We start from the raw sequence: 12,588 nt of genomic DNA, 5'->3' as shown, positions 1-12,588 counted from the left end.
TTCTTCCGCAGGCACTCCTTATCGTTTCATATTTTGTAGCATTTTATTAAAAGACTACACATTAACATTGTAAATTGGTTGAATCACTAAACGGCTTTACCATGACAGTTTTTATATTTCTTACCACTGCCACATGGACAAGGCTCGTTACGACCTACTTCATCCTTTTTAATATAAGGAGATGGCTTTTTCTTTTCTTTCTTCTGATTGCCACCAGCAATTGCTTGAGTACCTGATGCTACTTCTACACGTTGCAAGTTCTCGCGGATTTGAGCTTTCATAGCGTATTTTGCTACTTCTTGCTCAATATTTCCAATCATATCTTGGAACATGGAGAAACCTTCCGTTTGGTACTCTTGTAACGGATCAGTCTGTCCATAAGCTCTCAAGTGGATACCTTGTCGAAGCTGATCCATCTGGTCGATGTGGTCCATCCACTTAGAATCAACTGTACGAAGTAAAATAACTTTTTCGAATTCACGCATTTGTTCTTCAGACAACTCTTCTTCTCTCTGATCGTACTTACGCTTAACGATTTCCATTACAAGCTCAGTCATTTCCTCAGGCTCTTTACCTTTGAGTTTACCTGCACTTAACTCATCAGGCTCTAATACCGTTGCATGTAAGTACTCAGCTAGACCTTCAAGATCCCAGTTCTCTTCCTCTTCATCAATCGTGTAACCAGCGACATTACGCTCGACTGTTGAATGAATCATCTGTTCGATGATTTCACGAAGGTGATTAGAATCAAGTACTTCAAAACGCTGAGCGTAAATAATGTCACGCTGCTGACGTAGCACATCATCATAAGCTAGTAGTTGTTTACGGGCATCGAAGTTGTTACCTTCTACACGTTTTTGAGCCGATTCTACTGCACGAGAAACCATCTTACTTTCAATTGGTTGATCGTCTTCCATACCAAGACGATCCATCATCGCGCGCATATTGTCAGAACCGAAACGGCGCATCAGTTCATCTTCCATCGCCAAATAAAACTGAGACAAACCAGGGTCCCCTTGACGACCTGAACGTCCACGAAGCTGATTATCGATACGACGTGATTCATGACGTTCGGTACCAATTACCGCGAGACCACCGAGTTCTTTTACACCATCACCAAGCTTGATGTCAGTACCACGTCCGGCCATGTTCGTCGCGATTGTTACCGCGCCCTTTTGACCAGCCTCTAAAATAATTTCCGCTTCACGGAAGTGGTTCTTCGCGTTCAACACATTATGCTTCACGCCAGCTTTTTTCAAAAGATTCGCAATGACTTCTGAAGTTTCGACCGCTACTGTACCTACAAGCACAGGCTGTCCCTTAGCATTACGTTCTTTAATATCCTGCACAAGTGCACGATATTTTCCTTCAATAGACTTATAAATCATATCCGCATTATCTTGACGGACAATAGGTTTATTTGTCGGAATCGAAATAACATCCATATTATAAATGTTACGGAATTCTTCCTGCTCAGTTTTAGCAGTACCAGTCATACCAGAAATCTTTTCGTACATACGGAAGAAATTCTGGAATGTAATCGTTGCGAGTGTCATGCTCTCCTTCTGAATCTGGAGATTTTCTTTCGCTTCAATTGCCTGGTGAAGACCATCACTATAGCGACGACCTTTCATCAAACGACCCGTAAACTGGTCGACGATGACCACTTGATCTTCATCTACTACATAGTCCGTGTCCTTTTGCATGACAACATGTGCTTTTAATGCCTGATTCACATGGTGAGTCAGAGATACGTTGTCCAAATCATACAAGTTCTCGATGTTGAAATATTGCTCGGCTTTAGAAATACCTTGTTCGGTCAACTGAACGTTACGAGTTTTCTCATCAAAAGTATAATCTTCTTCATTTTGAAGAGTGCTAACGAACGAATCAGCTTGTAAGTAGTTCGTCTGCGATTTCTTCTGAGAACCCGAAATGATCAATGGCGTACGAGCCTCATCAATTAAAATCGAGTCGACCTCATCAATGATGGCGAAATGTAACGGACGCTGCACCATTTTTTCCTTATAAAGAACCATATTATCACGCAAATAGTCGAACCCGTACTCATTGTTCGTACCATATGTTATGTCCTTCGCATAAGCTTCACGCTTTTCGTCTTTGGAGAGGGAGTTCGTGTTCAAACCAACAGTCAATCCGAGCCAGTTATATAGCTCGCCCATCTCTTGAGCGTCACGATCAGCCAAATAATCGTTGACTGTGATAATATGGACCCCTTTACCAGTGAGACCATTCAAATATGCTGGCATTGTCGATGCCAATGTTTTACCTTCACCTGTTTTCATCTCAGCGATATCACCATGGTGAAGCGCAATCGCACCCAATAGCTGAACGTAGAACGGACGCATACCTAATACACGCTTCGCCGCTTCTCGAGCTACTGCATAAGCTTCCACTAACATATCGTCTAATGATTCACCTTGGTTATAACGCCCTCTAAATTCTTCAGTTTTTTCCTGAAGCGCGTGATCCGAAAGCTGTTGCATCTTCGGCTCCAGTTCTTCTATTTGATCTGCAATTTTCTCAAGTTTCTTCAACTGCTTGGCATTTCCATCACCAAACACTTTCGTTAACAATTGCCTCATCATCTGCACCTCAATTTTTTTACAATTACAATTATCCAAATATAATCATAACACTAATGAAACAACCATGACAACTGGATAGGGCGTTGCGAAATAGCATATATAAGCTCGAAACGTGCGATGATATTGGTTAGGAAAGTTGGTTTGTTAATCCTACAAGAAAAAGCATGACATATAATGAAGATACTTTTCCAAATATAATAAAAAAGAGGCTGACCACAAGAGTCAACCTAAAATAGAATCATAAAGGGATCATTATCTGACAGGAAGTGAGGAGGGAGTGGGTAAGGCGCTTGTGTTCGAAGATTCGGAGGTAATGTCGTTGGGCACGTTTTTTTCAATAATCGAGACACGCTTGTTGGTACTTGCAACAATGTGCATTAACTGAGAAATCAACAATTCTTGCTGATCCAATTGTTGTTTCAGATCCGAGCAATTGAGGTGTTTGCTCATCTCGTATTCCCCCTTTATGATTCGTTAGATTAGTTATATCATGGCTAAGAATTACCCGCCAATCGCTATAATGGCAGTATCTTAGGGGTGAACGGACTTTATTCGATGATTTTTTGCAAAACATAACAAGACGAAACGGAAAATACAATTTCATATCTTTTTCAAATAAATTTACACAGAAAAAGAATCCCCCACCAAAGTGAGAGATTCTTGTACTTTCATTATTATACCGTCGGCTCGATTAAGCCATACTTTCCATCGTTTCGTCGATAAACGACGTTCGTTTCACCTGTGTCCGCATTTTCAAAAACATAGAATGCGTGACCCAGCATGTCCATTTGTAGGACTGCTTCCTCTTCATCCATCGGTTTCAAGTCGAATCGTTTCTTTTTCACAATTTCAATGTCATCATCATCTTGGGATTTCGCACCGTTCGCAGCAGCTTCCTTTTCCATCTCAGCGAAAACGTGCTTTGGAGCTCCTTGCTGACGGAATTTTCGATTGATTTTCGTTTTGTGTTTGCGAATTTGTCTTTCTAATTTGTCAACGACTAAGTCAGTCGCGGCATATAAGTCTGCGTGAGAAACCTCTGCGCGAAGCAATAAGTTCGGCATCGGAATGGTAACCTCAATACGCTGCTCATCATTATGGACACTTAAATTTACATGTACCTCCGAAGTCACGGGTTCATCAAAATAACGCTCCAACTTCGAAATCTTTCTCTCTACATACTCTCGGATGGCATCGGTAACCTCGATGTTTTCACCTCTTACGTTGTAAATCATGATAATGTCCTCCTTTCAACTTGTGCAACACATATTCTATATTACCCTCAACAATTTCAGCTGAAACTGAGAGAAAAGTTAGAATATTGTGTATTTTGATTATAACATAAAATAATTCTTATGAACTTAAAAAACAATGGTATTTAAACCTAATTTTTTCTTAAAAGGACTAAAGGAGTATGAACTTCATTCGTAACCATCCGATATAATGTATTAAGGAGGGTCTATGATGACACAAACCACAAGAGAAGAAAGACAGATCTTACATATTTCTGAAACAATGATTGAAGCAACAGAATACTTCCAACAACTAATCAAACAGAAACAATTCAACAGTTCAATTCAAATATTCAGCTCGATTGTTGAAGGATATAATGCAATACAGGGACACATCGATCAATCCTTAGACAACGAGACTATAAATTCTATTAATAATAAACTTTTGAAGATGATAAAAGAAATTACGGCACATTTGGAAGCACAAAATTTTATAAAAATCGATGAGATTATACAATTCAGTTTTCTACCTACACTAAAAAGGTTTAATGCGGAAGTTAATAAACTATATGAAGGTAGGTCAATAAACAATATTACAAATATAGGACTATACTATGGAAAAAAAGACCCTACTATGGTTTATCCAAAAGAAAGAGTCGAGGCCTTTTTAAAAGCTTCGGATGAAACAAACACTAACTTATTTTTCTTTTCAGATGAGGATGTTGATTTAAATGACAAGAAAATACTGGGTAAATTTCATAGGCAAGGAGTTTGGGTCAAAGAAACTGTTGATTTTCCGGAAGTAATTTATAACATCTTTCCAAACACAGTGGCTCGTCAATCCCGTATTGAACGTAAGCTTAGAAGAGAAATTCCGTTCACCTCATTTGTTATCGGAGATAAATTAACCCTGCCTTTCAAGATTGTTAAGCAAAGGGAATTTGCACATTTGTTAGTTCCTTTCAGAGTAATCACTGATAAAAAGATTTTAATCGATAGCTTGAAAGAGTACGGAAAAGCAGTTATTAAACCTGTAAGAGGTGCAAGGGGAGAAAACATTTATTTCGTAGAAGAAAAGGGCGACAAGATTAAACTATCAGAAAGAGAAAATCATGTCATACTTAGTTATAGTAAGTTTTATGATTGGCTGGATGAAGTGATTTTTTCAAGAAATAAGAAACATCTTATCCAAAAATATATCCATACACGTACAAAAACTGGGCAACCATTCGACTTCAGAGCTCACATGCAAAAAAACGGTGAAGGTAGATGGCAGATTACTAAACTATACCCACGTACTGGTAATAAGAAGAGTAATCAAATCAGTATCAATAGAGGTCAGCCCCTGAAGGACATAGAAGATTTTCTCAAAAAAGAGTTTGATGCTGAATGGGAAGAAATATTTCACAAGTTACAAGATACAGCTTTGAATCTATCTTTTCATATAGATAAATTATATGGATTAGCTATAGATGAATTAGGAATCGATATCGCCATTGATAAAAATCGACGCTTTTGGATACATGAAGCCAACCTTGGACCTCAGACAAAAGCTCACGAAGTTGAAAGGGCAATAAACACTTTAAAGTATTGTGAGTATTTAGCTAAACACCAAATCTTCTATACAAATGAGTTTAATGAAAGGGACTCCTATAATTTTATGTTCAGTTCAAAGTCTTCCAGGTTGCCGTACAAAGAAATTAATCAAAATTTAATTGGTCTCATTGAAAATGACAACCAGAGCGATAGGGACAAGTTAGCGTATGGATATGTTTCATCTTTTAATGATTGTACCTTTGTCTATTTCAACCCTAAAGATGTTGATATCGATGAAATGTTAATCAAAGGTAAGGTTTTTGAGGAATCCGAGTGGCGAGAGTATGTGGTTAGATATCCTGATGTGTTAATAAATAATATAAACCACACTCCCCCTATGGTTAAGCACATATTAGATGATTTTGAAGGCATCCCAATGATTGAAAATAAAGAACTCAATAATTTAGAGGTCTTGAAAGTATTAAGAAAAGAGGGGCTGGAGGAATTATTGATAGAAAGTGATCAATTAATTTCAACAAAAGACACATTAAGTAAACTTAAGAATCATAAACAATTGATTTTAAGAGACTGCGATTCCAACTCTTTTAATTCATCTAAAGTAATCAAAAGAGAAAGTCATGACTATTGCTTCGTTTCCGAAAACAAACAGGAAATGATGAATCAATTAAAACTCTCACATCAAATAAGTGACCTGATTAAAAATAAATCTTATTATATTCAATACTTAGACGAGATGCATCATTTTCAAGATAATCTCTTTGTTGCAAGTATCCAACTACAGAAAAACTTAAATGGAGAATGGGAACTAATTGCTAAACACCCGAAACTCTTCAGCAGTATAAACGAATTTTTAATGAATCATTACCTACACCATCAATTCTCTCTAATTGATGTATTAAATGAAACTTTTTATAACTCTAAAAGTCAAATAAGCAAACTGGAGAAATCGAGTAAAGGTATAGGGGAGGTCATTAATCAAGAATTAGATAAGAATATTTCATTCCTTTCAGTTGAATTCGTTTTGCAATCGAGCGAGTTCAAAGTATTCAATATCAAAACTACCCCAGAATACGGTTTGATTAATGAGCTAGGTTTTGTTGAGAACCAAGTAAAAAACGCAGTAAATTTAATGCAAATATAAGAACACCTTTCAAAAAGAGCGCCGGACATAAAAATTGAATTTTATGTCCGGCGCTCTCTTTCTATTGTTGAAGCTTCCCCTAGTGTTGTCACTACTCTCAATATAAATAAAGACAGTTAATTCTTTTTGTCTATGAAACTGCCATCCCTGCCGTAAAGACTGGCGTACGGATTCGTATACCGTTTATTCGAGACCTTTTTCCTTTGAAAAGAAACCATATCCGTGCGGAAAGAGCTTAAATAATTTTGAACCAATGATTGAAGCTGTTGATCGAGTTCCACTAACCTCGAGCCCAGCTCTTTTTCTTCATCAGTATAAGGGCCTTTTATGCCTTTCAACAACTTCTCCCGCTCTTCAACAAACTGATCGAACTCACTAACGACTTCTTCCCGATTATTTTTGTCCGCCATTTTTATACGAACAATTATATTTTCTGTTAGATCATGGAGTCTATGAAGTGCTGACATTATTGATTCACACTAACTTTTTGAGGCTGTTTATTGAGCTTAATAACTTCCTTCCAAGTATCACGGAATTCAGCTACCATTCCTTCTACTTCATCTAAAATTTCAGTATCATTTTTCAAGTTAGCTTGAACTAAACGATGATTCATATAATCATATAAAGGCATCATTTGTTTTGAAATCTCGTATTCTGAATTCAGCGTAACCATCAACTCGTTGATGATTTTTTGAGCCTTTTGGATGTTCACATTCTTATCTTCTGTTGAGTTATTTTCGATTCCACGTTTCGCCAACTTGATGAACTTGAGACATCCATTGTATAACATCAAAGTAAGCTCACCAGGTGATGCCGTTTGAATCGAATTCTGTTGATATGCTTGATATGGTTGATTGTAAGCCATATAAAAGAACACTCCCTATTTCTAGTATTGCTTCCTTACTATTGACCGCCGCCACCGAATTGCTGCATCATGTAAGACGACTGCTGATTCATTCTCTGGATCGCCTTCTCCATCTGAGTGAACTGGTCCCAGTAACGGTTTTCTGTCTGTTGCAAACGTCGTTCAAAGTCACCTATTCGATCTTCCATCGATTCTAACTGACGACCCATTGTGTATTGTTGTCCCGTTCTGAATTCGTTACCAGCCTTGTCAGTAATTCGGCTCATCACGTTCTTCAGTTGATCTTCCACCCGGTTAATTAACCCTCGCGAATCTCCTTCTGAGCTGTTCGATAAGATCTCTTTTACTTTACCAGGGTCATTTTGGATTTCTTCACGCAACTTTGCTGGATCAATTTCCAGTTTTCCATTATCGCGATAATTCGAAGATGTCGTAATACCAAGGTCAGCTAGGAGATTAAAATTTGGGTCCCCTGTATTCACGTCAGAGTACCAAGCAGTTCTCATCCCTGAAAGTCCCCGTGCTAAAATCTGATCATTACGAAGTGTTCCGCTCTGAGATTTTTCTTCCCACAGCTCTATTTCACTTTCAGACATCTCTTCTCTTTGCTCTTTTGTCAATGGAGGATAGTCACGGAAACGTTCCTCTGAAGTTTTCTCTGTCACTGTCTCTATAACTTCATTGTATTTATCAACGAATGCAGTGATCTTATCCATTAATGCATCATCATCATTTTGTACATTAATGGTAGCAGCACCATTAGTTGTGTTAGTAAATTGAAGTTTAACTCCACCCAAATCATATGAATTAGATTTAGAAGTCATTTCAATCCCATTATATTTAAATGTAGCATCAGTTCCGCCGACTTCATTTTTTACCCATGAACCATCAGGTTGTTGAGTACCATTCTTTATATTTAATGTATCAGTAAAGAACCCTGATGCTGTACCTCCATTAAATCCTATTTCAGCTCCTAAGAACATATCTCCGTCATTAAAGTTTCCTGAGTCGGTTCTTTCCAAGAAAACTTTATCTGAATTCGCATCATAAAATCCTCGTACAGCACCATCACTTGCTTCATTGATCTTACCGAAAACATCGTTCAGCGTATCGGTATCATTAACTGTGACTGAAACCGCTTGCTCTCCGGCCTCATTAAAATAAGAAAACTCAAGGGGACCCGTAACTAAATTATTTTTAAACGGTTGATCCTTTAAAGCTTTACTAGGGTCGATTTTTTCACCATCAGCTGAAATGCCCCCTTGACTCACATTCGTTGCTTTAGAAGCTAGAGCACTAACCTCAACTGAATAACTACCATCCTGAGCCTGTGGTCCAGCCGTTGCTGTCACAGCATCACTTTGAGAAGAACTCGTTATTTTCGATTCATAAGTACTGGAAAGTTTCATATCGGAAAATAGATTTTGAAATTCTGAAAGCTTCGTGTTCATTTCTCGGTAGGCATCTCTTTGCCATGTCATCCAGGTCTGATCCTGTTCCATTTTTTGCATTGGAATACGTTCAGCCTTCATTAAATCCCCAACTAAGCTATCAATATCCATTCCTGAGACTAATCCACCAATTCGCATGTTATTAGATATCATCATTTACACCGTCCTTTTATATGCGTTCATCAACAATAAAGCCCATAAATTCGGCCATTGCTGCATATACATCAAGCATTTTTTTCGGAGGAATCTCCTTTATTACTTCATCAGTATTTGAATCTATCACTGATACATAATAACGATCTAATTTATCGTGAAACTCGAATTTTATAGAAGTATTCATCGGTTCCATGAATTCATTTAACCCATCTACTAACTCCATCGCTCGATCTTTAGAAATTTCTTCTCCAGATTGACGATGAGTTTCACCCTCTTCTTGCATGCCCTGCAATTTCGGTTTCGCTTTTGATATATCTTCAGTTGTTAAACTATTCTGCCCCGATCGCTGCAGGAGTTGGGAATTTGTAATGATACCCTCTAAGTTCATCCAAAAACAACTCCTCAATTCTTTTCATATTATATCGGTTGATTGATAGATAAGTTAAGTTTTTTTGATAGAAATATAGCGTGATAAGAACATATGTTCCTTTAAATTTGAGAGAACGGGATTATGTTAATTGAACAAAAATTAACTTCTGAACAAATTGAAGTGTTATTAGCAAGCATATGTGGTGATGGAGAAATTACAAAGCCATATAAAAATTCTAGGAGAATCAATCTGAACTACCGTGAGCATTTTGGTGAAGAATAGTATTTATATCGAAAGTGGAAGCGATTCTTTTTGGAGGTTACATGATCCCTTCAAAGGGACACCAGACACTAAGAACTTTATTAAGCCCAATGATTACCGAACACTTTCCATTTTATTATGATAATGACTGGCTCAAACATCTTCCTCTTACTCTCTTAGAAAAATATATGACTCCGTTATTTCTATCAGCTCTATATATGGACGACAGCTCCCTTATCTTATCAAAGCGAATAAATCATAGACTTAAGAAAATTTATATTTCCTCTTGCATAGTTCTCTACCTACAATGTTATGTCAAAGAGGCATTAGAGAAGCTACCTGTAAAAATAAATATAGTTTAAACTTCACATCCCAGAAACACAATGATGGATTATAAAGCTAACGTCTTCATTAGACACATATAGCTCTTTAAGCCTTATAAAGTCGTCCTCTAAGACTTGGACTTCAATGTTTTACAAAACAAATTGGGAATATAGATTAAGGAAAGAGAAGGAAAAGTTTAATCGAGTTCTATCCGAATTAAGAAGTATTTGCTACAAACTCTTCACATAATAGAAACTATACCAATGATGAAATTGATAAAATCATTGTAATGAAAAATATGTGTGCATCTGACCAAGAGATTGCTGATGAATTAGGGAGAAGTTACTGGTCGATAGTGTATAAAATCCGTGAAATACGAAAAAAAGGCCACCTGAAAAGGTGACCTTTTGAATGAACCTATTACTGAAGTAACTGAAGTACTCCTTGAGGTTGTTGATTGGCTTGAGCTAACATTGATTGAGACGCTTGTGAAAGAATGTTGTTCTTAGTGAACTCCATCATTTCGGCCGCCATATCAACGTCTCTGATACGAGATTCCGCAGCCGTTAAGTTCTCAGCTGAAGCACTTAAGTTGTTGATTGTGTGCTCTAAGCGGTTTTGGGAAGCACCAAGTTCTGAACGTTGTTCAGATACTGATTGAAGTGCGTCATCAATAGCCGTTATAGCAGTGTTAGCAGCTTCTTGAGTTGAAACATCAATTCCATCTTCTGCAGTTTCCCCTTGAACACCTAATGACTCCGCATCCATTGCATCAATTTCAAGTGAAATGTTTTGATCTTCGTTAGCACCAATATGGAAAGTACCCTCAAAAGTTCCATCTAAAAGTGATTGCGTGTTAAACTCAGTGTTATCAGAGATACGAGTTAATTCTTGTGATAACTGATCAACCTCTTTTTGAAGTTCAGCACGGTCTGCATCAGTATTCGTATCGTTGGCAGATTGTACTGAAAGTTCACGCATACGCTGTAGAATTGAGTGAGACTCATTTAAAGCACCTTCAGCAGTTTGAATTAAAGAGATACCATCTTGAGCGTTTGTTTGAGCTTGCTCAAGACCGCGGATTTGCCCACGCATTTTCTCTGAAATCGCTAGACCTGCAGCATCGTCTCCTGCACGGTTAATTTGAAGACCTGAAGATAATTTCTCCAAAGACTTCTGTGTGTTGTTTGTGTTGTTTGTTAATTGGTTGTGCGTGTTTAACGCAGCAATATTATGATTAATTCTCATAACGGTAATTCCTCCCTGAATGTTTGTATTTGTCACATCCTTGTGACTTATGAAACTTATGTCGGCCGCCATAAGCTCCATTTATACTACATATATCGTCAGGGGAAGACAATTGTTTAGTCCTTTTTGAAATTTTTTAACAGGTCTAGGGTATTTTTTGTCTGGGCAGCTTGTTGGTTCGCTTCTAAGATTTGTTCATAAATTTCTGAACGGTGAATATCTACATTTCGGGGAGCATCGATACCGATTTTGACTTGGTCGCCATCGACTGCAATAACTTTCAATTGAATATCATCACCAATATGTATGGCTTCGCCAGTTTTGCGTGTCAGTACGAGCATGTTACTCCCCTCCTTGTTGTATTGGATGTTTTGTATGGAATTTATCCTCTTTAAGTACAATTTGTTTAGCTTGCCTAGTTTGGGCGTTGATAATGATCGGTGCTTTAAGATTTATGGTAGATTGCTCAAACGGTTTTTCGAGCGTCAAAATACATTTGACTACTAGATGCTCGTTCGTTTCTAGTTTTAATTTTTCTAGCGCTTGATCGTCTGCATCGAATTCATAATTCGAATAAATCAGAAATGGGTTTGTCACAACAAATGCCAAATCTTCTTTACCTATTGATTGAAGCACTTGGAAGGTTGGGTTACCTTCAATGTCTATTAACACAAATTCTTTTGCATCGTTAAACCCTGGCAATCCATTTTCAAATTGAATAATTTTTGATGAATCGACTGTCACTTCTCCAAAATAAACTGTACTTACATTCAAAGTATTTCATCCTTTCTAAATCTCAACATCTATTTGTAAATCGTTTGGTTGTCTTATGAAGGTTTCTATACTACCACCCTGGTAGTCGATCATAGGTTTTTGTGCGGTCACCTGAATAATAGGTTCATTCTGTTGAACCTGAATGTTTGTATCACCAGGGTCATAATCAATTTTAACTGATCCATGTGAAGGGATCCATCCTACGTTGAATTCTTTCATCGGAGGATTAGCCTTATTTTGAGCAATCAAAGCAATCGGTTTTCCGCCTGATTCGATTTTCATCAGCTGATCTCCTTCGCGGGAATCATCAGCCATTGATTGTAACCAGGCTTGTTTACCAGCTTGCGCACTCCTTTTTGAAGCTTCAAGCGGCCCGTATATCTCCATGTCCTTCCACGCCTGTGACTGATCAATGGATAACTGCGGTGGACGGCGATCTATAGATACTTCTGCTTTTGGTTGTTGAATGGATAATTGTGCTTTCGGTTGTTGGATCGACTGCTGACCTTGTGTCGTATTGATACCTATTTTCGCCATTTGGGATTGCATCGTAATTTGTGGGAAGTTCACTTCATTCACCTACTTAATAGAAAAGCTATC

General features: G+C 37.7%; 13 protein-coding genes. 2 read left to right on the top strand and 11 right to left on the bottom strand.

Going from position 1 to position 12,588, the window contains the following annotated elements; all coding sequences use genetic code 11:
• Window positions 1–86 precede the first annotated feature (86 nt).
• The 3 genes from secA to hpf all read right to left on the bottom strand — a co-directional run bounded on the left by secA (window position 87) and on the right by hpf (window position 3,844).
• Window positions 87–2,606 (bottom strand): preprotein translocase subunit SecA, encoded by a 2,520-nt coding sequence (gene secA / locus CEY16_RS08735; RefSeq protein ID WP_101331604.1) that lies wholly within the window; start codon window positions 2,604–2,606, stop codon window positions 87–89.
• A 255-nt stretch (window positions 2,607–2,861) separates the two neighbouring features.
• Window positions 2,862–3,059: a hypothetical protein gene (locus CEY16_RS08730; RefSeq protein WP_101331603.1), complete on the bottom strand. Its 198-nt coding sequence runs from the start codon at window positions 3,057–3,059 to the stop codon at window positions 2,862–2,864.
• Window positions 3,060–3,283: 224 nt separating this feature from the next.
• A complete protein-coding gene (hpf, locus tag CEY16_RS08725; protein ID WP_101331602.1) occupies window positions 3,284–3,844 on the bottom strand; it encodes a ribosome hibernation-promoting factor, HPF/YfiA family in 561 nt (186 codons plus the stop codon).
• A 226-nt stretch (window positions 3,845–4,070) separates the two neighbouring features.
• Between hpf and CEY16_RS08720 the strand changes: the two genes are divergently transcribed.
• On the top strand, window positions 4,071–6,539 hold the full coding sequence (locus CEY16_RS08720) for a YheC/YheD family protein (RefSeq protein WP_101331601.1): 2,469 nt from the start codon (window positions 4,071–4,073) through the stop codon (window positions 6,537–6,539).
• Window positions 6,540–6,655: 116 nt separating this feature from the next.
• Here the strand turns inward: CEY16_RS08720 and fliT are convergent, their stop codons facing one another.
• The 4 genes from fliT to flaG are packed head-to-tail and all read right to left on the bottom strand — an operon-like array spanning window position 6,656 to window position 9,399.
• Window positions 6,656–7,006, bottom strand: a complete 351-nt coding sequence (gene fliT / locus CEY16_RS08715) for a flagellar protein FliT (protein ID WP_101331600.1) — start codon at window positions 7,004–7,006, stop codon at window positions 6,656–6,658.
• Complete coding sequence (fliS, locus tag CEY16_RS08710) at window positions 7,006–7,404, bottom strand: flagellar export chaperone FliS (RefSeq protein ID WP_101331599.1); 399 nt, start codon at window positions 7,402–7,404, stop codon at window positions 7,006–7,008. The genes fliT and fliS overlap by 1 nt, the downstream gene beginning before the upstream one ends.
• A gap of 38 nt (window positions 7,405–7,442) precedes the next feature.
• Window positions 7,443–9,011, bottom strand: a complete 1,569-nt coding sequence (locus CEY16_RS08705) for a flagellar hook-associated protein 2 (protein ID WP_238378808.1) — start codon at window positions 9,009–9,011, stop codon at window positions 7,443–7,445.
• Between the two features lie 13 nt (window positions 9,012–9,024).
• Entirely contained in the window at window positions 9,025–9,399 is a 375-nt protein-coding gene (flaG, locus tag CEY16_RS08700; protein WP_101331598.1) for a flagellar protein FlaG, read from the bottom strand.
• A 123-nt stretch (window positions 9,400–9,522) separates the two neighbouring features.
• On the opposite strand from flaG, the gene CEY16_RS15230 reads away from it, so the two are divergent.
• Complete coding sequence (locus tag CEY16_RS15230; RefSeq protein ID WP_162297908.1) at window positions 9,523–9,663, top strand: hypothetical protein; 141 nt, start codon at window positions 9,523–9,525, stop codon at window positions 9,661–9,663.
• A gap of 723 nt (window positions 9,664–10,386) precedes the next feature.
• Here the strand turns inward: CEY16_RS15230 and hag are convergent.
• From hag to CEY16_RS08675, 4 genes are all read right to left on the bottom strand, one after another.
• The gene (gene hag / locus CEY16_RS08690; protein WP_101331596.1) at window positions 10,387–11,214 is read right to left on the bottom strand and encodes a flagellin Hag; all 828 of its coding nucleotides are present in this window, start codon (window positions 11,212–11,214) and stop codon (window positions 10,387–10,389) included.
• A gap of 116 nt (window positions 11,215–11,330) precedes the next feature.
• Complete coding sequence (gene csrA / locus CEY16_RS08685) at window positions 11,331–11,555, bottom strand: carbon storage regulator CsrA (protein WP_101331595.1); 225 nt, start codon at window positions 11,553–11,555, stop codon at window positions 11,331–11,333.
• A 1-nt stretch (window position 11,556) separates the two neighbouring features.
• Complete coding sequence (fliW, locus tag CEY16_RS08680; protein ID WP_101331594.1) at window positions 11,557–11,988, bottom strand: flagellar assembly protein FliW; 432 nt, start codon at window positions 11,986–11,988, stop codon at window positions 11,557–11,559.
• 15 nt (window positions 11,989–12,003) lie between these two features.
• Window positions 12,004–12,558, bottom strand: coding sequence for a DUF6470 family protein (locus CEY16_RS08675; RefSeq protein ID WP_101331593.1), 555 nt, complete (start codon window positions 12,556–12,558; stop codon window positions 12,004–12,006).
• Window positions 12,559–12,588: the final 30 nt, after the last annotated feature.

The organism is Halalkalibacillus sediminis (genome assembly GCF_002844535.1).
GTDB classification, from domain to species: domain Bacteria; phylum Bacillota; class Bacilli; order Bacillales; family Alkalibacillaceae; genus Halalkalibacillus_A; species Halalkalibacillus_A sediminis.
This window is presented reverse-complemented; position numbering and strand designations above follow the sequence as displayed.